The following is a 24,835-nucleotide window of genomic DNA, read 5'->3' on the forward strand; positions in this document are numbered from 1 at the left end:
ATCATGAGCAAATCGAGTGTCGCCGTAGCCCCGGCGCGCGCGGTCGCCAACGCGCCGCAAGTCTTTGATCTCGCGCAGCAACCTCTTCGCGACTTAAACGCAGCCTTGCATCGGATCGATGACGCGGCTGACGAACCCGTCTGGGAAGTAGTGAATGCCAAAGGCAGCCACGCGCTCGCAGCGGGTGTGGACAAGCCCGTCTCGATCTATGTTCACGGCAGTGTGGGATACTACTGCGCCGGCATGAATGACGGCGGCGAGATCACCGTTCACGGCTCGGCCGGTCCGGGCCTTGCAGAAAACATGATGTCGGGCAAGGTCGTCGTGAAAGGCGACGCCAGCCAATATGCCGGTGCCACCGGCCGCGGCGGGCTTTTGGTCATCGAAGGCAACGCTTCGTCCCGGTGCGGCATATCGATGAAGGGTATCGATATCGTCGTACGCGGCAACATCGGTCACATGTCCGCCTTCATGGCGCAATCCGGCAATCTGGTCGTACTCGGCGACGCCGGCGACGCGCTCGGCGACTCGATCTACGAAGCCAGACTTTTCGTTCGCGGCAAAGTCCGAAGCCTTGGTGCAGATTGCATCAAGAAGGACATGCGGCCCGAGCACATGGCGCAACTCCGGGAGCTGCTCGCGCGGGCTGGCATCGACGACGCGAATCCGGAAGAATTCAGCCGCTATGGCTCGGCGCGCACGCTCTACAATTTCAACATCGATAATGCCGACGCGTACTGAGGCGCGAACGATATGACCTACCACAATCCTCCCACCACGCCTCGCCGCTCGGCAACGTTCGACGATTACACCTTATCGGAAATTCGCCGCGCTGCCGCTACCGGCATCTACGACATCCGCGGCGCGGGCGCAAAACGCAAGGTGCCGCATTTCGACGACCTTCTGTTTCTCGGCGCATCCATCTCGCGGTATCCACTCGAAGGTTATCGCGAACGCTGTGAGACCAGCGTCGTACTCGGTACACGCTATGCCAAGAAGCCGATCGAACTAAAAATTCCGGTGACGGTCGCCGGGATGAGCTTTGGGTCGTTGTCGGGTCCTGCGAAGGAAGCTCTTGGCCGCGGCGCCACCTTGGCCGGCACGTCGACCACCACCGGTGATGGCGGCATGACGGAAGAGGAGCGGGGGCACTCCAAGACGCTGGTCTATCAATACCTGCCGTCGCGCTACGGTATGAACCCGCGTGACCTGCGCCGTGCCGATGCAATCGAGATCGTAGTGGGGCAGGGGGCCAAGCCCGGCGGTGGCGGCATGCTGCTTGGCCAGAAGATTTCGGATCGGGTTGCCAACATGCGCAACCTGCCGAAAGGGATCGACCAGCGTTCCGCCTGCCGGCATCCTGACTGGACCGGTCCGGACGACCTCGAGATCAAGATCTTGGAGGTCCGGGAAATCACCGATTGGGAGAAGCCCATCTATGTGAAGATCGGCGGCGCGCGCCCCTATTACGATACTGCGCTCGCGGTTAAGGCTGGCGCCGATGTCGTCGTCCTCGACGGCATGCAAGGCGGCACCGCCGCGACTCAGGAGGTGTTCATCGAACATGTGGGTCAGCCGACGCTTGCCTGCATCCGACCCGCCGTTCAGGCGCTGCAGGATCTCGGAATGCACCGCAAGGTTCAGCTGATCGTTTCCGGTGGAATCCGAAATGGCGCAGACGTGGCAAAGGCGCTGGCACTTGGCGCCGACGCGGTTTCAATCGGCACGGCCGCGCTTGTGGCGATCGGCGACAACGATCCGCGATGGGAAGCCGAATACAACGCGCTCGGAACGACAGCCGGCGCTTATGATGACTGGCACGAGGGAAAAGATCCTGCCGGGATAACTACCCAGGATCCGGAGCTGATGAAACGCGTTGATCCGCAGGCGGCGGGCCGTCGACTGGCAAACTTCCTGAAAGTCTTGACGTTAGAGGCACAGACGATAGCGCGTGCCTGCGGCAAGAACCACCTTCACAATCTTGAGCCGGAAGACCTCTGCGCCCTGACGATCGAAGCGGCAGCGATAGCGCGGGTGCCGCTTGCGGGAACCGGTTGGATCCCCGGCCAGGGCAAATTCTGAGCGAGCCACTAATACAAAGAAAGCATGGGAGGGGAGCAATGGATAAGGGTCTTGCTATGCCGGCCGACGCAGAGAGCGATCTCGAGAAGTTCGCGCAGGCGCGAGGCGTCAAATATTTCATGGTGTCCTACACCGATCTGTTTGGCGGACAGCGCGCGAAGCTCGTTCCCGCTCAGGCGATATCCGCGATGCAGAAAGATGGGGCGGGATTCGCGGGATTTGCGACCTGGCTCGATCTGACGCCGGCTCATCCTGATATGCTTGCCTTACCGGATCCCCATTCGGTCATTCAACTGCCCTGGAAGCCCGACGTTGCGTGGCTCGCATCCGACTGTCTGATGGACGGTAAGAGCGTTGCTCAAGCTCCAAGAAACACGCTCAAGCGGCTTGTCGCGGAGGCAGCGGAACTCGGAATATCGGTCAAGACTGGCGTTGAGCCGGAATTCTTCCTCACGACTCAGGATGGCAAGCAGATTTCCGATCAATACGATACCGCGAGTAAGTCCTGTTATGATCAGCAGGCTGTCATGCGCCGGTATGATGTAATAGTAGAAATTTGCGACAGCATGCTTCATCTGGGCTGGCGCCCGTATCAGAACGATCACGAAGACGCGAATGGCCAGTTTGAGATCAACTGGGCCTTTGACGACGTGTTGGCGACAGCCGACAAACACTCGTTCTTCAAGTTCATGGTGAAGTCGATCGCCGAGAAACATGGGCTGCGGGCGACATTCATGCCCAAGCCGTTCCAGGGGCTGACAGGCAACGGATGCCATGCCCACATCTCGGTGTGGGATCTCGGCGGCAAGACCAATGCTTTCGCCGACGACCAGAAGGAACTCGGCCTCTCCGAACAGGGCCGAAATTTTCTTGGCGGCATCATGAAGCACGCGTCTGCGCTGGCTGCTATAACCAACCCGACCGTTAATTCCTACAAGAGGATCAACGCCCCGCGCACGATTTCGGGGGCGACCTGGGCGCCTAACACGGTCACGTGGACGGGCAACAACCGGACGCACATGGTGCGCGTACCAGGTCCAGGGCGGTTCGAGCTTCGCCTCCCTGACGGCGCGGCAAACCCGTATTTGATGCAGGCAGTCATTATCGCCGCGGGCCTGGATGGAATTCGGACCAAGGCCGACCCTGGCCCTCGCAGCGATATCGACATGTACAAGGACGGCCATACGATAACGAGCGGTCCCAAGCTTCCCCTCAATCTGCTCGACGCCTTGCGTGAATTTGAGAAAAATAGGGAATTGATGAAGGCGCTCGGAGACGAGTTCTCCTCGGCTTACCTGAAGCTGAAGCATGGCGAATGGAATTCCTATGCTTCGCACTTCACCGAGTGGGAGCGGCAAACGACGCTCGATATCTGACGGTATAAACGCCCGGATTTGTCCTAACGCGACATGCTGGCGAATCTCGATCGCTCCTCCCGAGCGCCGGCCCGGCACTGACCTGATCATGCCGGGCCGCAACGGGTGGCGACCATGTAGGAAAGTAAATGCCTATTATTTTGGATGGCAAAGCCGCGGGAGGCGTTGTCGTCGACAGGTCAAGCGGCTGGCCAAGGATTTGCAGGCAAGCAAGGTGTTGTGCCGGGCCCGCTTACCTCGGAAGCGATCGCCGACAAGTCGGTCCGCGACCAGCTTCACCAGTGGGACAAGGCCGGCTACGGCAAGCTGCCGGTCTGCATGGCCAAGCCCCAGTATTCCTTCTCGACCGATCCCAATCTGCGCGGAGCACCGACCGGCCACCGTGCCGATCCGCGAGGTCAGGCTGTCGGCCGGCGCCGGTTTCGCCGTCACCATCTGCGGGGAGGTGATGACCATGCCTGGCCAGCCGAATGCCGTCGAACCAAAAAATTTTCCTCGACGACCGGGGCAAGATCGAAGGGTTGTTCTGAGGCTGACTGACGCCCGGGAACTTTCACAGGTTTAAGATTCGAAGCAAGAAAGATGCAATTATGACCGTGTTTACTCGCCCAACTGCTCAGATAGTCTCTGATCCCGCCATTGCAGCCTCGATCAATCGCGAACTTGAGCGGCAGCAGAACCAAATCGAGCTGATTGCCTCAGAGAATATCGTCTCCGCAGATGTTTTGGCAGCTCAAGGCTCCGTCTTAACCAACAAATACGCCGAGGGTTATCCCGGGCGCCGGTACTACGGCGGATGCGAATTCGTCGACGAGGTGGAGCTGCTCGCGATTGAGCGTGCGAAGAGCCTTTTCGGCGCAGCATTTGCCAACGTACAACCTCATTCGGGCGCCCAAGCCAACCAGGCCGTATTCCTGGCGCTGCTGCAGCCCGGCGACCGGGTGATGGGAATGTCACTTGCCCATGGCGGCCATCTCACGCACGGGTCTCCAGTGACCATGTCGGGCAAGTGGTTTGATGTTGTCAGCTATGCGGTGAGAGAGAGTGATCAGCAGATCGATTATGATCTGCTCCGGCAAACAGCACTCGACAGCAGACCGAAGCTGATCATTGCAGGCGCTTCAGCATATCCGCGCGCAATAGACTTCGCCGCAATTCGGCGAGTCGCGAATGAAGTCAGCGCATTGATGATGGTAGACATGGCGCACTATGCCGGTCTCATTGCCGCCGGTGTCTATCCCGACCCGCTGCCACACGCCCACGTCGTGACGACAACAACGCACAAGACATTGCGGGGACCGCGCGGCGGTATGATCCTGACCAATGACGAAGCCTTGGCCAAAAAGATCAACTCTGCGGTTTTTCCGGGTAACCAGGGCGGACCGCTGATGCATGTCATCGCCGCCAAAGCAGTTGCTCTAGGCGAGGCATTGCGGCCGGAGTTCAAGGCCTATGCCACCCAGGTCGTTGCCAATGCCAAAGCGCTTTCGGAAACGCTGGTATCCGGTGGGACAGGAATCGTATCCGGCGGCACCGACTGCCACATGGTTCTCGTCGATCTTCGGCCGAAGGCCGTCAAAGGGCACGACGCCGAGCACGCACTGGAGCGCGCTGGCCTTACTTGCAACAAAAACGCAATTCCGTTCGATCCGGAGAAGCCGGCGGTGACTTCTGGCATTCGGCTTGGTTCGTCGGCCGGAACGACAAGGGGCTTTCGTGAGGCGGAATTCCGTCAAATTGGCAGATTGATCCTCAGGGTATTGAATGCTTTGGCAGAGGCAGGGCCAGACGGCAATAGCAAAGTCGAGCACGAGGTCTTGATCGAAGTCCAAGATCTTTGCCGGAAATTCCCACTTGACCACTTAGTCTAAACTACGACTCAAGCCGCCCTGTCACTCCACGGATCAACGTTCGCGCGCTCGTTCATATGCTGCCGATGCCTGCTCCCCTGGAAAGTCCTCGCTTTGAGTGTTGATTTCCGCTGAGAGCTGACCCGGGATTTTCGCCGAGAAGTGACCCGCCTTCCTGTATGGTTTGGGTCTCAGGTTTTGGTCAAGGGCGCTGCTTTCTCCTTCTTTTTGCCTGTGGCCTGGGCGGAACTGTTTTTGAAGCGGAAGCTGTCGTTTCCGGTCTCCAGGATGTGGCAGTGATGGGTCAGCCGATCGAGGAGTGCGGTTGTCATCTTGGCGTCGCCAAAGACGGTCGCCCACTCGCTGAAGCTGAGGTTGGTGGTGATGACGACGCTGGTGCGCTCGTAGAGCGTGCTCAGCAGATGGAACAGCAGCGCTCCGCCTGATGCGCTGAAGGGCAGGTATCCGAGCTCGTCGAGGATGACGAGATCGGAATGGGCGAGTCGATTGGCGATCTGACCCGCTCTGCCTTGGGCCTTCTCCTGTTCGAGCACGTTGACGAGTTCGACGGTGGAGAAGAAGCGGACACGCTTGCGATGATGCTCGACCGCCTGCACGCCGAGAGCTGTAGCGATGTGGGTCTTTCCGGTGCCGGGGCCGCCGACAAGCACGACATTGTTGGCATCCGCCATGAACTCACAGCGATGGAGCTGGCGCACGAGGGCCTCGTTGATCTCGCTGCTGGCGAAGTCGAAGCCGGCCAGGTCGCGATAGACGGGGAAGCGGGCTGCCTTGAGCTGATAGGCGGTGGATCTGACCTCCCGTTCTGCCATCTCGGCCTTGAGCAGTTGCGACAGGATCGGGATGGCGGCCTCGAAGGCGGGAGCGGCCTGTTCGGTGAGCTCGGCGACGGCCTGCGCCATGCCGTGCATCTTCAGGCTTCGGAGCATGATGACGATGGCGCCGCTAGCGGGATCATGACGCATGGCGCACCTCCCTGGCCTGGCGCAGCGCATCGTAGCGCTCGACATTGGCCTGTGGCTCCTTGGCCAGACTCAGCGCCTGCGGTGCATCCACGACAGGTGCCGAGAGCGGCCTGCCATCGAGCAGCCTGTGCAGCAGATTGAGGATATGGACCTTGGTGGGGACGCCGGCCTCGAGTGCCATCTCCACTGCTGCCAGCACGGCCTGCTCGTCATGTTGCAGGACAAGGGCCAGGATCTCGACCATCTCCCGGTCACCGCCGGGCTTCCTGAGCAGATGTTGCTGCAGCCGTTTGAATCCTTCGGGCAGTTCTGTGAAGGGGGCGCCGTTGCGCAAGGCTCCCGGCTTGCGCTGGACGACCGCCAGATAATGCCGCCAATCGTAGACGGTCTGGCCAAGACGGTCGTGCGACCGCTCGATGATGCGGCGGTGCTCGCAGATCAGCTGCCCTTCGGCGGCAACCACGATCCGTTCCGGATAGACCCTAAGGCTGACCGGCCGGTTGGCGAAGGATGCCGGCACGCTGTAGCGGTTGCGCTCCAGATGGATCAGGCAGGTCGGAGAGACCCGCTTGGTGTATTCGACGAAGCCGTCGAAGAGCCGAGGCATCGGCATCAGGAACTGAGCCTCCTCGGCCCGGATGTCTTCGATCGTTCCGGGTCTGAGGCCATGGGGAATCTGTTGCCACAGCTCCCGGCACCGCTGCTCCAGCCAGTCGTTCAGCGCCTCCAGAGATGGAAAGCGCGGCATCGGCTGCCATAACCGGTGGCGGGCATCCTGGACGTTCTTCTCGACCTGTCCCTTCTCCCAGCCCGAGGCCGGATTGCAGAACTCGGCCTCGAACAGATAGTGGCTGGCCATGGCCGAGAAGCGGACATTGACCCGGCGATCCTTGCCGCGGCCGATCCTGTCGACCGCCGTGCGCATGTTGTCGTAGATCCCGCGCCGGGGAACACCGCCCAGAACCCGGAAGGCGTGGTTGTGGGCATCGAACAGCATCTCGTGCGTTTGCAGCGGATAGGCCCGCACCATGAAGGCACGGCTGTAGCTCCGCTTGAAGTGCGCAACCTGCAGCTTGGTGCGCTCGCCGCCGAGAACCGCCCAGTCTTCCGACCAGTCGAACTGGAACGCCTCGCCGGGGTCGAACGCCAACGGCACGAAGGTGCCGCGCCCGCTCGTTTGCATCTGGCGCTGACGCTCTTCTTTCCAGTCACGCGCAAAGGCAGCGACACGGCCGTAAGAGCCCTCATAGCCGAGGCTCATCAGATCGGCGTGCAACTGCTTGACCGTGCGCTTCTGCTTGCGCGGCCTGTTCGCTTCCGTCCTCAGCCAGGCCGACAGCCGCTCGGCATAGGCATCGAGCTTGCTCGGCCGCTCCGGCACCCGAAAGCGGGGCTCGACCTCGTCGGATCGCAGGTATTTGCGGATCGTGTTCCGCGACAGTCCCGTGCGCCGCGCAATCTCCCGGATCGAAAGTCCATCCCGCAGATGCCAGCGCCGGATAACGCTCAGTAACGCCATGTCTATCACTCCAATGTCCCCTGCAATCATCAAGCAGGGGTGGGTTCAAACATGGGTCACTTCTCGATGGAAAAATCCCTCAATCCCGGGTCAGTTCTCGGCGGAAATCAACAGCGCGGGGCACCCTACGAACTATGTGGGCATAGCGTGAACCGGGGGGCGAAGTTCTTGGCGCGGGGGAGGTTGGCGAAATAGTTCGTTCAACAACGCAAGCGCAGGTCTTGAGGCCTTTCAGCCGGCCGGCACCGCGGGCGTACTGCGGCGCGATCGCAGCGCGTGAAAGACAACCGCCACCAGAACAAGCGCCCCGCCCGCTATGCTGGCGGCTGGCGGCAATTCGGCCAAGAATGTCCAGGCGAACAAGATGGCGAAAGGCACTTCGGCCGATCCGAGTACGCCGGCTTCTGTCGCGGGGATCAGACGGGTACCTTCAGTCCACAGCACGACTGCGAACGCGAAGGTGAATCCGAAGCCGGTCATGCGCCAGGCGTCGGCTGGCGAGACCGCCAGCGGATCGACGACTAGCCAGCCGAGTGCGAAAAGGATGTAGGCGGAGACTGCGCCGACCCAGACCACCGGCGTGTCGCGGAAGGCTCTGATCATCACCATATAGAGCGCCGCGGCTGCGGTCATGCCGACTGCAATCATGTCACCGAAGAGATGTCCGCCGCCGAGGCCGCCAGACACGATGATGCCGACGCCGAACAGGCAGACGAGCGCCATGGCGAGCGTCGCGGGCCGCGGGCGCACCCCCAGCACAAACCACTCCAGCGCCGCCGCCATCAGCGGGACGGTCGCGTAGATAATCGCGACGTTGGCGACATAGGTGTATTTGAAGGCCGCGATGAAGCCGAACGACGCGAGGACGGCGACGAGCACCATCGCCCAGCCACGCCAGCCGAGTGCGAGGCTCAAGCCGCCCAGACCGGACCGCCAGGCGACGTAGGCGGTGATAAGCAAGCCGCCGACAAGGCCGCGCCAGCAAGCGATCGTCCATGGATCGCTGGAAATCGATTTGGTGAATATGCCGGCCATCGCGAAGAATGCCGACGAGGCGACCACGAGCGCAGCGCCCAGTGTGTGCTGGATAGCTGCCGTCGAATGGGTTGGCGACGCCATGCTCATGCAAGATCGATAGCTTGCTTCCGGCCCAGGCGTCCATCCGGATTCCGGCGCTCGCTGACCGGCACCTATGGTCCAGACGATTCGATGAAGCGGACGATTTCGTCGGTGAGATCTTTGTTCCAGACATCGTTGTGCCCGGCGTCGTCATAGATCAGGAATGATTTTGGATCAGGGGCGATGGCGTAGAGTGCCTCGCCGGAGGAAAGGGGGATGACGCGGTCCAGCCGTCCGTGAACGAACAGTTTCGGCTGCCTGACGCTGCCAATGCGCAGGTCAGACCGGAAGGGGTCACTGATCAGAAGGGACACCGGCAGGAAGGGGTAGTGTGCCTGCGCCAGCGACTGTACTGAGAGGTATGGCGAAACGAGCACGACGGCTGCAGCGGGCCGCTCGACTGCGGTGTTGACCGCGACTCCGCTGCCGAGCGACTGGCCGAGCAGCACGACGGGGCCATCGCCCAGCGCGGTCAACCAATCGAATGCCGCCAGCCCGTCAACGAGCAGGCCTTGTTCGCTCGGCGTGCCCGTCGATCCCGGGTAGCCGCGATAGGAGATTGCAAGCAGGCCGATGCCGCGCGCCGACAGCGCCCGAGCCAGGAAACCGTAGTTGCCGACGCGGTCGGCATTGCCGAGGAAGGAGAGGACGGAAGGCCTGCCGGTCAAGGCGGCAGAATGAAGGCCGAAAAGCGTTTCCCCGTCTGGGGTCCCTATCGCGACAGCCTCGCCCCATCGCTCGCCGATCGGCGCACCGGCGTCGGCGCCGGGATAGAGAATGGCCCGCTGTGACACGTAAAGGATTGCGACAAGGGCCGCGTAGGCCCCAAGCGCGATCAACAGGAAGGTGAACAGTGACTTGACGAAGGCGATGTCCTCCCCAACCTCCGCGGCGTCAGCACACCACAGCCGCGGTGCACGACCTGCTTGACAGCATTTTCCTTGAATTCCGGAGCAAACCTCTGCGTACTCACAAGCTGCCTCCTATAGTCAAAGGATAGGCGGGGCCTGTCTATCGCACCAGGGGCAACCTAGATGCTGACGACCTGCTGGAGGGTTGGCCAGACCCGAAGGGCTTTGTGTAATGATGTGGAGACAGACTTGTGGCATTGACCAACCAGGACATGGTGGAGCTGACCGCATGGCGGAGGCAACTTCACCAGCACCCAGAGATATCGAATGAAGAGGAATTGACGGCCAAGGAGGTTGTCACCTTTCTCGCCAATACGAGCCCCGACAGCGTGCTAACCGGTGTTGGCGGTCACGGCGTGGCCGTCATCTACGACAGCGGGAAAGCGGGTCCGACGGTGATGTTCCGCTCGGAACTCGACGCGCTGCCAATCCATGAGCTCTCCGGCGCGGCCCATGCTTCCCTTATTCCCGGCCGATCGCACATGTGCGGCCACGACGGCCACACTGCGATACTCGCCGCGCTTGGCCGTCAGTTCGGTCGCAAGCGGCCCAAGCTTGGTCGAGTCGTTTTGATGTTCCAGCCGGCAGAAGAGACCGGCAACGGTGCCGCCGGCGTTGTTGCCGATGCGCGCTACGCCGACATCGCTCCTGATCTGGCCTTCTCGTTGCACAATCTGCCTGGGGTGCCTTTCGGCGAGGTGCGATTGAAAGCCGGCGTGGTGAATTGTGCGTCACGAGGCATGCGCCTCGTGCTGGAGGGAAAGACAGCCCATTCTTCCATGCCCGAGACAGGGATCTCGCCTATGCTGGCAGTGAGCCAGCTGATGCCGGCCCTTCCCGACTTGGGAAGAGGCACCTTCGACGATGACGACTTCTCCATGGTCACCGTCACGCACACGTCAATGGGAGAACCGGTGTTCGGGATCGCTCCCGGTCGGGCCGAGGTGTGGGCCACGTTGCGAACCCGCCGTGATGAGAACATGGCTGATCTCTGCGCTGCGGCCGAAAACCTCGCCGCCAGCATCGCGGCCGAGCGTGGACTGATGCACAGCATCGACTATCACGAAATCTTTGTCGCCAGCGTCAATGCGCCGGATGCTGTGGATTGTCTGCGACGGGCGCTCGATGGGGAAGGCATCCGCCATAGCGAGGAAGCGCTCCCAATGCGAGCCTCGGAAGACTTCGGGCTGTTCGGGAAAACTGCCAAATCCGCAATGTTCTTTCTGGGCGGCGGTGAGCGCCATCCAGCGTTGCACAATCCCGACTACGACTTTCCGGATGATCTGATCCCGATCGGCGCACGCGTGTTCATGCGGGTCGCTCGCAATATCCTCGGATGATGGTTTGGTATCGATCGTCCGTAGGCCACCCGAAAGTACCTACCTTCCTGTGATATTCGTCGGGAAATTCCGAGCACAGGGCGCGCACGCCGTAGCGTATGGTCTGATACTGGTCGGTGGTCTCCGGCGACATTTCTAGCTCCCGAAGTTGTTCGGCTTCTGAGGCCCCACATTCTTAGACTCCTGCCGATTGCCACTGTATAGCAGAGATTATAATAGCTTGCGTGGGGAGGCGGTTGCCAATGCGTTGCGATTTAGGCGGTCAGGTCGCATTCGTCACGGGCGCGGCCGGCGCTATCGGACGTGTCATCGCAAAGCGTTTTGCCGACAACGGCGCAGCCGTCATCATCGCCGATATCGATCTTGACGGTGCCGAGCGCGTCGCCGATGGCCTGCCGAATGCATTGGCCTGCCGCGTCGATATCCGTTCCGCCGATTCGGTCGAGGGCGCGATTGCCTCCAGCATCGAACGCTTCGAACGCCTCGACATCCTGGTCAACAACGCCAGCGTAAACACGCTGGCGCATCGCGTCAACATCGACGCGTTTCCGCCCGAGGAATGGGAGCGCATCACCAGCATCGACCTCGACGGGCTCTACGTGACGAGCCGCGCCGCGCTGCAGCCGATGCTTGCCTCGGGCAGGGGCGGGCGCATTGTCAACATCGCATCGGTGGTTGGCCTCGCCGCCATGCGCCTGCAAAGCCCGTTCGTCGCCGCCAAGGCCGGCATCATCCACCTGACCCGCTCCATGGCGCTCGAACTCGGCCCCCAGGGCATCCTCACCAACTGCATCGCGCCGGGCTCGGTCATGACCGAACTGACCGCCAAGCTGTTCTACGGCGAGGATGGCAAGTTCGCCGGTCGCACGGCGGACTTCCTGAAGCATGTGCCGCTCGGCCGGCCCGGCCAGCCCGAGGAGATCGCCGAGGCCGTGCTGTTCCTCGCGTCGCCCGGCGCCAGCTACATCAATGGCCAGGTGCTCGCCGTCGATGGTGGCTGGACAGCGGGATACATGATGTGAGGCCTGCCATGGAAATTGAACTTGCCGGCGCCGGCGTTGCGCTCGCGGGCGACATAAACCCCATCGCCGAGGCTGCCCTGGCTGCCTTGCTCGCCAACGGCGGGCGCTCCGTGTCGGCGCAGGACGCAGACGTCCTGCTGATCTCATGCCCCCTGCTGCCGGATGCGGCGCACATGGGCCTCAGCGCGACGCTGCGACCTGCACGGGAGGCAGCGACATCGATGGCCGGGCGCGGCAAAGGGCGGATCATCGTCCTGCTGTCCGCGATAGCCGGCATGCCCATGCGTCGACACCCGGAATTTTCCGCCGAAACCGCGGGACTTCTGGCTGGAATGCGGACTATGGCGATGGAATTCGGACCGAAAGTCCTGGTCAATGCCGTGGGTTTTGGCCTTGTCGAGACTGCGGCGACCATCTCGGGCGACCGGGCCCAGCTCAGCCACGTTCCGCTCGGACGGCCCGGCAGCATCGACGAAGCGGTCGCCGCTGTGCTGTTTCTCTGCGATCCGATGAACAGCTATACGACCGGCCAGATGCTTGTCGTCGACGGCGGCTGGAGCGCCGGCTACGGACGCAACTTCTGATCCAGCTGCTCTCCATCTATGGAAACCAATCCCTCGGCCTTCTATGGTGCCATGTTGTGGGCATGGAGATGTAGAGATGGCGGGGAAAGCCGGCGGCGGAGACAAGCCTCAGACGCGCCTCGGCGTTCGCGAGATCGCCAAGCGCGTCGGCGTGGCGCCGATGACCGTCTCGCGTGTGCTGTCCAATCCAGACATGGTATCGCCCGAGACCCGGGCGAAGGTTCTCGAAGCCATCGAGAAGGCGGGCTTCGTGCCCAACCGGCTGGCGTCGAGCATGCGCGGCGCCGGCCGCATGATCGGCACGGTCGTGCCGCCGCTGATCAATTCCGGCATTGCCGAGCAAGTGCAGGGAATGTCGGACGAATGCCACGAGAGCGGCTATTCGATGCTGCTCGTGCAGGGGGAGTTCACCCGGGAAGCGGAAGAAAAGTCGATCCGCACGCTGCTTGGCTGGCGGCCCGCCGGCATGATCCTGCAGAGCTTCGTGCAGAGCGACGCGGCACGCGCGCTTCTGAAACGCAGCGGTGCGCCGGTGGTCGAGATATCCGAGATAAAGGGGCGAAAGCCGCTCGACATGGTGGTCGGCGTCTCCAATTTCGAGACGGCCTACGCAATGACCATGCATCTGGCCGCCAAGGGCTACAAGCGCATCGGTTTCGTCTCGACGCCGATCCATGGCAACGATCGCCTGCAACAACGCCGCACCGGCTACCATACCGCGCTGTCGGAACTCGGTATCGCGAACCACGACGACATGGAGGTCGAGGTTCCGATCACCGCGCAGGGCGGAGCCCAGGCGCTGGTCACGCTGACGGACCGGCACAAGGACATCGACGCGATCTTCTTTTCGAGCGACACGCTAGCGATTGGCGCCGTACAGGAATGCCACCGCCGCCGCTGGGCGGTGCCGGGCCGCATCGCCATCGCCGGTTACGGCGACATGGATCTCGCGGCGCAACTGTTTCCGCCGCTGACCACCGTTCGCGTCAACCGCTACGAGATGGGCCGTCGCGCCGTGCGCCAGTTGCTGGCGCGGCTCGGCGGCGACCGCAGGTCGCCCACCATCACCAGCCTCGGCTTCGAGATAGTCGACCGCGAGAGCGCCTAGCGCTTCATCCTAGCCCTATTTTCGGCGTCGGTGCCCAGCCGTTTCTCCCAGCCTTCCGTGTGGACGTTGAGGTAGGCATGCGGATCGTAGGGATGGCCCTTGATCGCCTCGATGTTGAGGTCGATTCCGAGGCCCGGCGCATCGGGCAGCGACAGATGGCCATTCTTTGGATCGACGGCTGGATGCCATGTGACGAGATCGCGCGTCCACGGCTCATTGAAGGCATCAAAGTGTTCCTGGATCAGGAAGTTCGGCACAGCTGCGGCGAGTTGCAGGCAGACGGCTGTAGCCACCGGCCCGCCGCTCTGGTGCGGGGCGATGTAGCTGCCATGCGCCAGCGCCAGGTTTGCGACCTGCATCGATGGCGCGATGCCGCCGAGCGACATCGGCTCCGGCTGGAATATGTTGACGCCGCCGCCTTCGGCAAGCGCATAGAACTGGCCGACCGTGTCGTACATCTCACCGGTAGCAACCGGGATGGGCGAGCGGTGCGCGACCTCGTGCACGGTCTCCTGGCGGTCGCGCGACGTCGGCTCCTCCCACCAGTAGATATCGAGATCGGCGAATCTCCGGGCGGCCTGGAGTGCGGCGATCTCAGTGAAGCGCGCATGCACGTCGATCAGGATCGACGTGTCCTTCGGCAGCTTGTCGCGCAGCATGCGGCAGATGTCGTAGGAGAGGTCCAGTTCTTCCCTCGAGATGAACCCTTGAGCGGTGCCAAACGGATCCAGCTTGAACGCCTTGAAGCCCTTGGCAAGAACAGCCCCGGCTGCTTCGAGAAACGCCTCTGGCGTGCGCTCGGTGCGGTACCAGCCGTTCGCGTAGCCGAGCACGTTGTCGCGCACCTGCCCGCCGAGCAGCTGATGGATCGGAACGCCAAGGCTCTTGCCGAGGATATCCCAGCAGGCGACCTCGACCGCGGCGATGACCGTGCGGTGGATGTGGCCGCCATCCAGCGACACACTGTCGAGCATGCGCTTGGCGAGCGCGTTGATGCGGCGTGGGTCCTGCCCGACTACAAGGTGCTTCAGTTCGTGGACGCCCGCCTCGGTCGTCTTGATGAAGCCGTTCAGCGTGCCTTCGCCGATGCCGTGGATGCCCTTGTCAGTGTGGACCTTGACGAACAGCCAGTTCTTCCAGCCCGCGCCGACGGCAAAGGTTTCTATCTCTGTGATTTTCATGCCGCGATCCTACTGCAGGTCGCCGATCTTGCCGACGATCGCCTCGGTGGTTATGCCGTAGCGAGTCTGCAGCGTCGGCACAGCGCCGCATTCGATGTAGCGGTCCGGCAGGCCGACGCGGGTAACCTTCTTGCCGACGCCGGAATCGAACAGCGTTTCCACGACCAGACTGCCAAGCCCGCCGACGACGACATGATTTTCGGCGGTGACGACGTGGTCGACACCGGCACAAAACGACGCGACGGCGTCGGTATCGAACGGCTTTATGGTCGGAACATGGAGCACCGCCACCGAGACCCCTTGCTTGGCAAGGATTTCGGCGGCATCGAGCGCGCGCTCGGTCATGAAGCCGGTGGAGACGATGCCGACATCTTTGCCGTCGCGCAGCGTCACCGCCTTGCCGATCTCGAATGTGTAGCTTGGATCGAGCACGACCGGCACCACGCCGCGCAGGAGCCGCATATAGACCGGTCCTTGGTGGTCGGCGATCGCCGCGGTCGCGGCTTCGATTTCGGTGGCGTCGCAGGGGTCGATGATGGTGAGGCCCGGTATCATCCGCATCAGCGCCAAATCCTCGATGGCCTGGTGCGTACCGCCATAGCCGGTCGTCAGTCCCGGCAGGCCCGCGATGATCTTCACGTTGAGGTTTGAATGCGCGCAGGCGATCGCCACGAAATCGAAGGCGCGTCGCGTGGCGAAGACGCCGTAGGTCGTGGCGAAGGGGATGAGCCCGGTGCGCGCGAGACCCGCTGCGACCGCGACGAGGTTCTGCTCGGCCATTCCGACATTGAAGAAGCGGTCGGGAAACGCATCGCGGAAGGGATGAACGTCGGTGTATTTGCCGAGGTCGGCGGTCAGTCCGACGATTTCCGGCCGCGTCTGGCCGAGTTTCGCCAGAGCGCGCCCGAACGGCGCCTCGGTGCTAGGCCGGCCGCCGTCGACCGCCTCGTCCTGGCCCATGGCCAGCGTTCTTGCAGGCGCGCTCATTGCATGGCTCCAACGCTCTGTTCGAAGTCGGCGATGATTCCGTCCCACTCCTTGACGTCGACGCGGAAGAAATGCGCCTTTTCGCTGGTCTCGATTCGTGCGACGCCCTTGCCAGGCAGCGTGCGCAGGATGATCGCCTTGGGCTTGCCGTTTTGCGACCGCGCCAGCATCAGGGCGCCGACGATCGCGTTCATGTCGTTACCGTCGATCTCGCTGACGTCCCAGCCGAAGGCGCGCCATTTGTCGGCAACCGGCTCCATGTCGAGAACGACGGGGCCGTCCGCCTGGATGCCGTTGCAATCGACGAGCGCGACGAGGCCGTCGAGCTTGAAATGGCTTGCCGACATTGCGGCTTCCCAGGTCGAGCCTTCCTGCATCTCACCGTCCGACAATTCGACGAAGACGCGCGCCACCGATTTCTGCAGGCGCAATCCGAGCGCCTGCCCGACGGCCTGGCCGAGGCCGTGGCCGAGCGAACCGCCGATCAGTTCGACGCCCGGCGTCGTGTCGAGTGTCGACATTTCGAGGCGGCTGTCGTCGGCGCCGTAGGTGGAGAGTTCATCGACCGGCAGGATGCCGGCCTCCGCCAACGCGGACCATAGCGCGATCGAATAGTGACCGGTGGACAGAAGGAAGCGGTCGCGTTCCGCCCATGTCACATCGGATGGATCGTAGCGCAGTTCGTGGAAATAGAGGGCGGCAAGCGTGTCGGCGATGCCCAGTCCCTGGCCGATATATCCGGCGCCCTGGCCCCGCGCCATGGTGAGCATATGGCGGCGCAAATTCGTCGCGCGGCCTTCGAGCACGCCGATATCGGCGTCGCCGGGTGGAGAGTTTCTCAGCATCGGTCAGTCCTTGTCGAGTCCGCCGGACATGTTGAGCCGTTCGGCGGTCATGTATTTCGGAGCATCGAGGGCGAGCCAGACGACAGCCTCGGCGACTTCGGAGATTTCGGCGCGGCGTCCCAGCGGAATGCGGCGCGTGCGCTCGTCGAGAAACGCCTGCAGGTCGTTGCGGCCATTCACGCGGGCGAGATCGGCCTCCGTCGAGCGCTGCATCTCCGTGTCCATCATGCCGGGCGCCAGGCTGTTGACCAGCACGCCATAGGGCGCAAGCGCGACGGCCGCCGCGCGCGTGATCGAATCGACGCCGGCCTTGCTCGCCGTGTAGGCGGTGTAGTCGGGCAACGCCATGCGCGAGCCAGGCGAGGTGATGTTGACGATGCGGCCCGAGCGCTGATCGCGCATCACGCGGCCGGCCGCCTTGCAGGCCATGGCGAGCGCCGTGACGTTGAGTGTCAAGGTTCGCGTCCAGGACTTGTAGGTCGAGTCGAGAAACGGCTCGATCACGCCGTAGCCGGCGTTGTTGACCAGTATGTCGATGCCACCCCAGCGCTCGACCACTTTTTGCACAGCCGTTTCCGGCGCGCCTTCCAGCGTGAAGTCGCCAACGATTTCCTCGACGTCCCCGCCTTGAGCGCTTACCAGGCGCGCAGTCTCGGCAATCCCGTCGGCATTGATATCGGTGATCGCGACGGCGCAGCCGCGCGCTGCAAGCTGGACCGCCACCTCTCGGCCAAGACCGCCCGCGGCGCCGGTGACCAGCGCCCTTGGCACCGTATTGTTCTTGATTTCGGCAGGCAAAAAGGCGCCCTCCCAGCGGCCAGTCTTGACGCGCTTGATACCGGTACCATAGAATCCTGTCAACGGGATGCGGCGCTCGAACCGTGCTACAAGGGATCGAGTGCCGGACGTCCGAAGGGGAGGAAAACAGATGAAGGTAACGGCGGTGGACACGCTGCAGCTTGTCGAGTTTCCGTACCTGTTCTGGCTGCGCGTTCATACCGACGCAGGCATCGTCGGCACCGGCGAGACCTTCTGGGCGCCGGGGCCGGTCGCCAGCTATATCCACGACAACGTCGCGCCCTATTTGCTCGGCAAGGACCCCCGCAACATCGAACTGCATGATCGCACGCTGGGCAGCGTCTATGTCGGTGCGCGCGATTCCGGGGCCGAGGTACGCGGAAATTCGGCGGTGAACATCGCGCTCTGGGACATCTACGGCCAGGCTCTTGGCGAACCGCTGTGGCGGCTGCTCGGCGGACGCACCCACGAGCGCGTGCCCATCTACAACACATGCGCCGGCTACAAGCATGTGCGGGCGACGAAAAAGAATGCGCTGTTCGAACGTGGCGAGGACTGGTCGCTGAAGCCCGGCGACTCCAACGAGGGTCCTTACGAGGATCTTCTGGCCTGGCGCTACGACGCCGGCGCACTCGCAAAGAGCCTGCTGTCCGAAGGCATCCGCGCCATGAAAATCTGGCCCTTCGATATCGCGGCCGAAGCATCCAACGGAACCCGCATCTCGTTGCCCGACCTCGACAGGGCGCTGGAGCCTTTTGGGAAGATCCGCGATGCGGTTGGCCGCGACATGGAGATCATGGTCGAATTGCACGGCCTCTGGACATTGCCGCCGATGCTGCGCATCGCCGATGCGCTCAGGGACTATGACGTTGCCTGGCTGGAGGAACCGATCCGCTACAACGAACTCGATGCCATGGCTGAACTGGCGCGACACACCTCGATCCCGATCGCCGCCAGCGAAAGGCTGGCGTCACGGCAGATGTTCAAGCGACTGATCGACAAACCTGCCGCATCGGTGATCATGATCGACCTGGCCTGGTGCGGAGGGCTGTCGGAGGCTCGCAAGATCGCCAACATGGCGGAAGCCAGCGAATTGCCGGTGACTCTGCATGACTGCACCGGCCCCGTCGTCTATGCAGCGAGTTGCGCGCTGTCGGCTACCCTGCCGAACGCCAACTACCAGGAAGCCGTGCGCGCCTACTACACGGGGTGGTACACGGAGATCGTCGCCAACATTCCGTCCGTCGTGGAAGGCAGCGTCGCGCCACTCGATGGGCCGGGTCTCGGCCTCAGCCTGCGGCCGGAGCTTTTCGAGCGGCCGGATGCTACGGTGCACACAACACGGCTGTGAAGGCCGTTCGCCAGTAGACATTATGCTATTATAATCTATGATCCTGTACGCGAGCATATGAACGCTCGCGGCCGCATCATCGCGCGGCACGACGTGGAGGGAGGCTCGGGTGGCGACTTCGGCTGCGCGATCGTATCATTTCAAGGGCGCCGCCAACCTGCCGGACCGCGAGGTCCTGCTGGATCTCTTCGAACGCATGGTTCTGCTCAGGCGTTTCGAAAGCGTGGCGCAGATTGCCTGCCGCAAGGGCGAAACGCCGGGTTTCCTGCATCTCTACCTCGGCGAGGAGGCCACCGGCGTCGGCGTCTGCGCGCATCTGCGCCAGACCGACTGGGTGACTTCGACCCATCGCGGCCACGGGCACGCGCTTGCCAAGGGCGCCGACCCCGGCCGCGTCATGGCCGAACTTTTCGGCAAGGTCGACGGAATCTGCGGCGGCCGCGGCGGCACGATGCACCTTTACGACAAGTCGGTCGGTCTGTTTGGCACCAACGGCATCGTGGCGGCCGGCATCGGCCATGCGGTGGGCATCGGCATGAGCGCGCGCCAGCGGGGTACCGACGACATCGGCGTCGCCTTCTTCGGCGACGGCGCCGCCAACCACGGCAATTTCCACGAGGCGCTGAATTTCGCGGCCGTGCAGCGGGCGCCGGTCGTCTTCGTCTGCGAGAACAACCTCTATGCCACGGCGACGCCGCTGGATGCGATCACGCTCAATCCCGAGATTGCCACCAAGGCGCAATCCTATGGCATTCCGGGCGTCGCCGTGGATGGCAACGACGTTTTCGCCGTCTGGCTGGCGATGAAGGAAGCGACGGAGCGCGCGCGCGCCGGCAAAGGCCCGACGCTGATCGAGGCGAAGACCTACCGCACCGTCGGGCACCACGAAGGCGACCCTGTCATCGGGACCTACCGCACGCAGGAAGAACTTGACGCCTGGATCAAGCGCGATCCGATCGACATGTTCCGCAAGCGGCTGATCGACGACTACGGCATTGCCGACGACGAGGCGCTTGCAAAGATCGAGGCGCATATCGAGAAGGTGGTCCAGGACGCGCTCGAATTCGCCCGCAACTCGCCCGAGCCCGATCCGGCGACGGTGCGCCTGCATGTCTTCGCCGACCCGATCAATCCACCCGAGGCGCTGCGTCCGCGCGCCGTCGGCGAAACGCGTACCCAGGGTTGGCTTGAAGCCGTGCGGGACGGCATCGCCGAGGAGATGCGGGCCTCCGCGAATATCCTCTATTTTGGCGAGGGCACGGGCGAGCGTGGCGGCAGCTTCGCCCACACCAAGAACCTGTGGCAGGAATTCGGCGCCGGGCGCATGGTCGACACGCCGATCTCCGAGCAGGGGTTTACGTCCGCCGCCGTGGGAGCCTCCGCGACCGGGGTCAGAACCGTTTCGGACCTGATGTTCGCCGATTTCGCGTTCGAGACGGCCGGCCAGATTTTCCTGCAGGCCGCCAAGCTCCGCTACATGAGCAATGGTGCGATGAGCGCGCCGATGGTGGTGCGCATGGCCGCCGGCGCCCTGCGCAGTTCCGGCCCGCACCACAGCGGCATCTACCATCCGGTCTTCGCGCACATGCCAGGCCTCATCGTCTGCGTGCCGTCAAATCCGGCCGACGCCAAGGGGTTGATGAAGACCGCGCTGCGGGCGTCCGACCCGGTCATCATGCTCGAACCCAAGGCGCTGTTCGCGTCCAAGGGCGAGGTGCCATCAGGCGAGCACTATGTGCCGTTCGGCGTCGCCCGCATTGCGCGCACGGGTACCGACATCACCATCGTTGCCGCCGGCCAGATGGTGCAGCGCGCGCTGGAAGCGGCGGAGGCCCTGGCTGCGCAAGGCATCGAAGCTGAGGTCATCGATCCCCGCACGATCATGCCGCTCGACATCGAGACCATTGTGACGAGCGTCCGGAAGACGCATCGCCTGCTTGTCGTCGACGAGGCCTGGGCGATGTGCGGCCTCGGCGGCGAGATTGCGCAGTCAATCAACGAGCTTGCGTTCGACGAACTCGACGCGCCTCCCGGACGCCTGCACACCGCGCCGACATCGCATCCGTTCGCACCCGTTCTGGAGCGCGCGATGCTGATCGACGCAGCGCGGATCGAGCAGGGTGCATTGGACGTGATTGCCGGTGTGCCGCCCGTTCCCGACCATTGGTACACGGTCGGCATCAAGAGCGCCGAGCCGGTCAGGCCGGTGCAGGCAAAGACCGCGACGGTAGCGGCGACGGCCGCGCCGGCGCCGCCATCAGATGACGAGCCGATCACCATGCCGTTCGGCGATCTGACCGTTAGCGAAGGCAAGATCGTGAAATGGCTCAAGGCTGTCGGCGACCAGGTCAAGGCCGGGGAACTGATCGCCGAGATCGAAACCGACAAGGCTGTCGTCGAGATCGAGGCGCCGGTCAGCGGAATGCTCGGTCGGATAGACCAGCCGGTCGGTGCGGTCGTTCCGATGGGCGGACGCATCGGCGGAATCAAGAAATAGGCCTTTCCGTTTCCAAGGGAACGACATGAAAATTCTCTGCGCCAACTGGCAGGCGGCCGACGACGCCGAGCTTGAACGCAAGCACTATCCTGGTATCGATTTCGTGCTTGCCAGGTCGACCAACGAGAAGCCCGCCGAGTTGGATCCGGACGTTTGCAAGGCGGTCGACGCGGTCATCAACTATTCCCCAACCCACAATGTCGCTTCGCCGCCAACCGCCTTTCCGAAAGCGCGGATCGCCGTGCGTTCCGGCGTCGGCTTCGACAACATCGACACCGCGGGATGGGGTGCGCGCAAAATCCCAGCCTGTAACGTTCCCGACTACGGCACCACCGAAGTCGCCGACCATGCGATCGCGCTGATGCTGGCGCTGACGCGCGGCACGTTTTCCTACCCTGTGGCGATAGAAGCCGACGGGTCGCAGGGCTGGCATTTTTCGAAGGCGCCGCTAATCCGTCGCCACAAGGGCGCTACGTTCGGCGTCATCGGGCTCGGCCGCATCGGGCTCGCTGCGGCCCGGCGGGCGGCCGCGTTCGACATGAAGGTGATCTTCTACGATCCGCATCTCCTGTCCGGCGTCGACCTGTCGACTGGCTACGAGCGCGTGCATTCGCTCGCCGAATTGATGGCGCGTTCCGATGTCGCGAGCGTTCACACGCCGCTGACGGACGAAACCCGCAACCTGATCGGCGTGACGGCACTCGCCGCGGCAAAGCCGGGACTGATCCTCGTCAACACGGCTCGCGGCCCGATTGTCGACCTCGATGCGCTCGAGGACGCGATGCGCAGTGGCGCTGTCGCAGGCGCGGGGTTGGACGTGCTGCCGAGCGAACCCGGCGATCTCGATCATGCGCTGATCAAGGCCTGGCGCCAGGGGGAGGCATGGATCGCCAACCGCCTGATCGTGACGCCGCATGCGGCTTTCTACAGTCCGGCGTCGATGGTGGACCTCAGGCTCAAGTCCATCGAAGTGGTCCATGCCTATCTGGCGGAAGGCCGGCTCACCAATTGCGTCAATGCGGAGTATCTGAAGTAGCGCTGCCTGTCGCGCCATGATCCACCGCTTTGCCTCGCTTGCTGCGCCGTCCGCCTAGCCTGCGGAAGGCGAAACGAATATAGATTGGCCACGGGCCAGCGAGTCGCATGAACCAACACGTCGCCAATCTGGGATTGCTTCCAAAGCGCACTCTGGGACGTGCAAGCGGTCCGCTTTACCGCCAGCTCGCCGACCTCCTGCGCAAACCCATCTCCGACGGAAATTTCGCTGTCGGCAGCGAATTGCCCAAGGAAGCGCATATCGCGGAGCATTTCGGCGTCAGCCTAATAACGGTCAGGCAGGCGCTTCGCGAGCTGGAATCGGAAGGCCTTATCCGCAAGCGGTCGGCCAAGCCGGCGGTCATCACCGCACGCACGCCCTCGGTCGATCTCAGCTGGAACTTCAAGAACTTCGCCGACATGGCCGCCTTCACCAAGGACGCCGCGCTCAAGGTGAAATCGTACCGCAAGGAAAAGTCCCCCGTTCTGCAGCGCCATTTCGGCCTGGCGGCGGACGAGGCGGGCTACTGCCTTCGCAGCATTCTGTCGGTAGGCAAGCAGCGCAAGGCTCAGATCACGACCTATTTTCCGGCCGACATCGGCGCCGCGTTCAGCAAGGATGATTTCACCGACGTGCTGATCTTCCGCTCCGTGCAGAAGCACCTCGGGCTGCGTCTTGTCGTGGCGCACGTCACAGTCCGTGCGGAGATCGCCGACGAGACGGTCGCCTCCGATCTCGGCGTTGCAATAGGCGACCCGATCCTGACCGTCGAGATGCTTTATCAATCCGCCGATCAGCGCAACATCGAGTTCTCGGTCGCCAGGCATCCGGCCGATCTGTTCAGCATCACATACGACGCTCCGAACGACCTCTAGGCCGCCGCACCTCGTGCAGGCGATATTTGGTTCGCCGCGTAGACAGCCCCATAAAATTATAATAGCATCATAGCTGGGATGGATGCGCGTTGGAGGACGCGAGGCGACAAATACCAAAGCCGCCACAAAAGACCCTTCCGGGAACGCTCGCCGCAAATTGACAAGGTCCGGTGGTACCGGTATCAATTTCGGTGACTCATCCCGCAAGGCGGCGCAAGTCCGTCGAGGCTGAGCAGGAAACTTCAGGAGGAGAACCATGAAATTTGCAACTATGTGTGCCGGATTGGCGGCGGTGGCTGCCACGATGGTATCGGTAGGCGCAGCGCCGGCGCTGGCGCAGGACAAGAAGCCCTACGTCATCTATCTGTCCAACAACTTCGTCGGCAATGACTGGCGCCAGCAGATGCAGCGCGTCGCCCAGGTGTCGGTCGACAAGGGCCCGCTCAAGGGCCGCGTCGAACTGCACATCGAGGTGGCCGAAGGCACCGTGCAGGCGCAGATCAATTCGCTGAACAACATCATCCGCCAGAAGCCGGACGCCATCCTCGTCGATGCCGCTTCCGATACGGCCCTCAACCCCACGATCAAGAAGGCCTGCGACGCTGGCATCGTGGTCATCAGCTTCGACCAGGTGGTGACGGAACCCTGCGCGCTGACGCTTGCCTCGAACTGGGAACGCATTCCGGCCGTGATGGCCGAATGGATGGCCGTGCAGCTCGGCGGCAAGGGCAACGTGCTTGTCGATCGCGGCCTCGCCGGCGCGCCGATCTCTGCGCAGCTCCAGGAAGGCTACGAGAAGGTCCTCAAGGACTATCCGGACATCAAGATCGTCGGCTACTACAATGGCGAATACGCGCTTGGCCCGGAGCAGTCCGGCGTCGCGGCGCTGCTTGCGGCCAATCCGCAGGTCGACGGCATCCTCACCCAGGGCTACGGCTCGGGCGCAATACAGGCGCTGAAGGATGCCGGCCGTCCGATGGTTCCGGTTGTCGGCTTCTCCTACAACGTCGCCGCGCTGACATGCGCGGAGACCAAGTCGCCATGCATTCTCGGCTCCAATCCGGCGTACCTCTCTTCGGAGGCGATCAAGCTCGCGGTCGAGATACTCGACACGGGCAAGCGTCCTGAGCAGCGATCGGTTGAAGTCGAAGGCGACTTCGTCACCACGACGCCGTTCGAGAGCAAGCTCTTCCCGGGCGCCAAGATGCAGACCATTGAGGTCGGCGTGAATGCGTTCCCGGATCAGGCTCCCGGGCTGACGCTGCCGATCACGCCCGACTGGGTCGAAATCACCGCTGCGGAAGCTGCCGGCACAAACTGAGGTCTCCCAAGACTCTCGCCTCCCGGCCGTTGGCCGGGAGGCATTTT

Annotated in this window: 21 protein-coding genes and 1 pseudogene; 14 read left to right on the forward strand and 8 right to left on the reverse strand. The window is 62.9% G+C overall.

All coding sequences use genetic code 11. The features are described 5' to 3' along the window. Positions 1-3 precede the first annotated feature (3 nt). The 5 genes and pseudogenes from ABLE71_RS25120 (at position 4) to glyA (ending at position 5,329) form a co-directional block, all read left to right on the forward strand. The gene (locus ABLE71_RS25120; protein WP_348786221.1) at positions 4-741 is read left to right on the forward strand and encodes a GXGXG domain-containing protein; all 738 of its coding nucleotides are present in this window, start codon (positions 4-6) and stop codon (positions 739-741) included. Between the two features lie 12 nt (positions 742-753). After that, the gene (locus tag ABLE71_RS25125; RefSeq protein ID WP_348786222.1) at positions 754-2,082 is read left to right on the forward strand and encodes an FMN-binding glutamate synthase family protein; all 1,329 of its coding nucleotides are present in this window, start codon (positions 754-756) and stop codon (positions 2,080-2,082) included. A 38-nt stretch (positions 2,083-2,120) separates the two neighbouring features. Then, positions 2,121-3,458 carry a type III glutamate--ammonia ligase gene (glnT, locus tag ABLE71_RS25130; protein ID WP_348786223.1) on the forward strand — a complete coding sequence of 446 codons (1,338 nt, stop codon included), beginning with the start codon at positions 2,121-2,123 and terminating at the stop codon, positions 3,456-3,458. 237 nt (positions 3,459-3,695) lie between these two features. Continuing rightward, a pseudogene (locus ABLE71_RS25135) lies at positions 3,696-3,988 on the forward strand (formate--tetrahydrofolate ligase); the annotation flags it as partial. Positions 3,989-4,048: 60 nt separating this feature from the next. Then, complete coding sequence (gene glyA, locus ABLE71_RS25140; RefSeq protein ID WP_348786224.1) at positions 4,049-5,329, forward strand: serine hydroxymethyltransferase; 1,281 nt, start codon at positions 4,049-4,051, stop codon at positions 5,327-5,329. A gap of 170 nt (positions 5,330-5,499) precedes the next feature. Here the strand turns inward: glyA and istB are convergent, their stop codons facing one another. The 4 genes from istB to ABLE71_RS25160 form a co-directional block, all read right to left on the reverse strand. Next, entirely contained in the window at positions 5,500-6,294 is a 795-nt protein-coding gene (gene istB, locus ABLE71_RS25145) for an IS21-like element helper ATPase IstB (protein WP_348786225.1), read from the reverse strand. Beyond that, positions 6,284-7,813, reverse strand: a complete 1,530-nt coding sequence (gene istA, locus ABLE71_RS25150) for an IS21 family transposase (protein ID WP_348786226.1) — start codon at positions 7,811-7,813, stop codon at positions 6,284-6,286. The genes istB and istA overlap by 11 nt, the downstream gene beginning before the upstream one ends. A 231-nt stretch (positions 7,814-8,044) precedes the next feature. Further along, entirely contained in the window at positions 8,045-8,938 is an 894-nt protein-coding gene (locus tag ABLE71_RS25155) for a DMT family transporter (RefSeq protein WP_348786227.1), read from the reverse strand. Positions 8,939-9,003: 65 nt separating this feature from the next. Further along, positions 9,004-9,804: an alpha/beta hydrolase gene (locus tag ABLE71_RS25160; RefSeq protein WP_348786271.1), complete on the reverse strand. Its 801-nt coding sequence runs from the start codon at positions 9,802-9,804 to the stop codon at positions 9,004-9,006. Positions 9,805-10,034: 230 nt separating this feature from the next. Between ABLE71_RS25160 and ABLE71_RS25165 the strand changes: the two genes are divergently transcribed. From ABLE71_RS25165 to ABLE71_RS25180, 4 genes are all read left to right on the forward strand, one after another. Beyond that, positions 10,035-11,183, forward strand: coding sequence for an amidohydrolase (locus ABLE71_RS25165; protein WP_348786228.1), 1,149 nt, complete (start codon positions 10,035-10,037; stop codon positions 11,181-11,183). A gap of 242 nt (positions 11,184-11,425) precedes the next feature. Then, positions 11,426-12,205, forward strand: a complete 780-nt coding sequence (locus tag ABLE71_RS25170) for an SDR family NAD(P)-dependent oxidoreductase (RefSeq protein ID WP_348786229.1) — start codon at positions 11,426-11,428, stop codon at positions 12,203-12,205. Positions 12,206-12,213: 8 nt separating this feature from the next. Then, entirely contained in the window at positions 12,214-12,789 is a 576-nt protein-coding gene (locus ABLE71_RS25175; protein WP_348786230.1) for an SDR family oxidoreductase, read from the forward strand. A 76-nt stretch (positions 12,790-12,865) separates the two neighbouring features. Beyond that, positions 12,866-13,897 (forward strand): LacI family DNA-binding transcriptional regulator, encoded by a 1,032-nt coding sequence (locus ABLE71_RS25180; protein ID WP_348786231.1) that lies wholly within the window; start codon positions 12,866-12,868, stop codon positions 13,895-13,897. On the opposite strand, the gene ABLE71_RS25185 is transcribed toward ABLE71_RS25180, so the two are convergent. Genes ABLE71_RS25185 through ABLE71_RS25200 form a run of 4 tightly spaced genes read right to left on the reverse strand, consistent with a single transcriptional unit; the run spans position 13,894 to position 17,708 of the window. After that, entirely contained in the window at positions 13,894-15,078 is a 1,185-nt protein-coding gene (locus ABLE71_RS25185; RefSeq protein ID WP_348786232.1) for a mandelate racemase/muconate lactonizing enzyme family protein, read from the reverse strand. The genes ABLE71_RS25180 and ABLE71_RS25185 overlap by 4 nt on opposite strands. 9 nt (positions 15,079-15,087) lie before the next feature. Continuing rightward, positions 15,088-16,065, reverse strand: coding sequence for a transketolase C-terminal domain-containing protein (locus ABLE71_RS25190; RefSeq protein WP_348786233.1), 978 nt, complete (start codon positions 16,063-16,065; stop codon positions 15,088-15,090). After that, complete coding sequence (locus ABLE71_RS25195) at positions 16,062-16,910, reverse strand: transketolase (RefSeq protein ID WP_348786234.1); 849 nt, start codon at positions 16,908-16,910, stop codon at positions 16,062-16,064. The genes ABLE71_RS25190 and ABLE71_RS25195 overlap by 4 nt, the downstream gene beginning before the upstream one ends. A 3-nt stretch (positions 16,911-16,913) precedes the next feature. Then, a complete protein-coding gene (locus tag ABLE71_RS25200) occupies positions 16,914-17,708 on the reverse strand; it encodes an SDR family oxidoreductase (RefSeq protein WP_348786235.1) in 795 nt (264 codons plus the stop codon). Positions 17,709-17,838: 130 nt separating this feature from the next. Between ABLE71_RS25200 and ABLE71_RS25205 the strand changes: the two genes are divergently transcribed. From ABLE71_RS25205 to ABLE71_RS25225, 5 genes are all read left to right on the forward strand, one after another. Then, entirely contained in the window at positions 17,839-19,059 is a 1,221-nt protein-coding gene (locus tag ABLE71_RS25205; RefSeq protein ID WP_348786236.1) for a mandelate racemase/muconate lactonizing enzyme family protein, read from the forward strand. Positions 19,060-19,168: 109 nt separating this feature from the next. Further along, the gene (locus ABLE71_RS25210; RefSeq protein ID WP_348786237.1) at positions 19,169-21,556 is read left to right on the forward strand and encodes a thiamine pyrophosphate-dependent enzyme; all 2,388 of its coding nucleotides are present in this window, start codon (positions 19,169-19,171) and stop codon (positions 21,554-21,556) included. Between the two features lie 25 nt (positions 21,557-21,581). After that, positions 21,582-22,592: a C-terminal binding protein gene (locus ABLE71_RS25215; RefSeq protein WP_348786238.1), complete on the forward strand. Its 1,011-nt coding sequence runs from the start codon at positions 21,582-21,584 to the stop codon at positions 22,590-22,592. A 107-nt stretch (positions 22,593-22,699) separates the two neighbouring features. Continuing rightward, complete coding sequence (locus tag ABLE71_RS25220) at positions 22,700-23,467, forward strand: GntR family transcriptional regulator (protein ID WP_348786239.1); 768 nt, start codon at positions 22,700-22,702, stop codon at positions 23,465-23,467. Positions 23,468-23,723: 256 nt separating this feature from the next. Next, positions 23,724-24,788 carry a substrate-binding domain-containing protein gene (locus ABLE71_RS25225; protein WP_348786240.1) on the forward strand — a complete coding sequence of 355 codons (1,065 nt, stop codon included), beginning with the start codon at positions 23,724-23,726 and terminating at the stop codon, positions 24,786-24,788. The last annotated feature ends 47 nt before the right edge of the window (positions 24,789-24,835 follow it).

The sequence above is a fragment of the Mesorhizobium sp. KR9-304 genome, from assembly GCF_040049215.1.
Lineage (GTDB): Bacteria > Pseudomonadota > Alphaproteobacteria > Rhizobiales > Rhizobiaceae > Mesorhizobium_K.

Coding starts and splice junctions, on each gene's coding strand:
- ABLE71_RS25120 (WP_348786221.1), top strand. CDS start 4: ATGAGCAAATCGAGTGTCGCCGTAGCCCCGGCGCGCGCGGTCGCCAAC.
- ABLE71_RS25125 (WP_348786222.1), top strand. CDS start 754: ATGACCTACCACAATCCTCCCACCACGCCTCGCCGCTCGGCAACGTTC.
- glnT (WP_348786223.1), top strand. CDS start 2,121: ATGGATAAGGGTCTTGCTATGCCGGCCGACGCAGAGAGCGATCTCGAG.
- glyA (WP_348786224.1), top strand. CDS start 4,049: ATGACCGTGTTTACTCGCCCAACTGCTCAGATAGTCTCTGATCCCGCC.
- istB (WP_348786225.1), bottom strand. CDS start 6,294: ATGCGTCATGATCCCGCTAGCGGCGCCATCGTCATCATGCTCCGAAGC.
- istA (WP_348786226.1), bottom strand. CDS start 7,813: ATGGCGTTACTGAGCGTTATCCGGCGCTGGCATCTGCGGGATGGACTT.
- ABLE71_RS25155 (WP_348786227.1), bottom strand. CDS start 8,938: ATGAGCATGGCGTCGCCAACCCATTCGACGGCAGCTATCCAGCACACA.
- ABLE71_RS25170 (WP_348786229.1), top strand. CDS start 11,426: ATGCGTTGCGATTTAGGCGGTCAGGTCGCATTCGTCACGGGCGCGGCC.
- ABLE71_RS25175 (WP_348786230.1), top strand. CDS start 12,214: ATGGAAATTGAACTTGCCGGCGCCGGCGTTGCGCTCGCGGGCGACATA.
- ABLE71_RS25180 (WP_348786231.1), top strand. CDS start 12,866: ATGGCGGGGAAAGCCGGCGGCGGAGACAAGCCTCAGACGCGCCTCGGC.
- ABLE71_RS25185 (WP_348786232.1), bottom strand. CDS start 15,078: ATGAAAATCACAGAGATAGAAACCTTTGCCGTCGGCGCGGGCTGGAAG.
- ABLE71_RS25190 (WP_348786233.1), bottom strand. CDS start 16,065: ATGAGCGCGCCTGCAAGAACGCTGGCCATGGGCCAGGACGAGGCGGTC.
- ABLE71_RS25195 (WP_348786234.1), bottom strand. CDS start 16,910: ATGCTGAGAAACTCTCCACCCGGCGACGCCGATATCGGCGTGCTCGAA.
- ABLE71_RS25205 (WP_348786236.1), top strand. CDS start 17,839: ATGAAGGTAACGGCGGTGGACACGCTGCAGCTTGTCGAGTTTCCGTAC.
- ABLE71_RS25215 (WP_348786238.1), top strand. CDS start 21,582: ATGAAAATTCTCTGCGCCAACTGGCAGGCGGCCGACGACGCCGAGCTT.
- ABLE71_RS25220 (WP_348786239.1), top strand. CDS start 22,700: ATGAACCAACACGTCGCCAATCTGGGATTGCTTCCAAAGCGCACTCTG.
- ABLE71_RS25225 (WP_348786240.1), top strand. CDS start 23,724: ATGAAATTTGCAACTATGTGTGCCGGATTGGCGGCGGTGGCTGCCACG.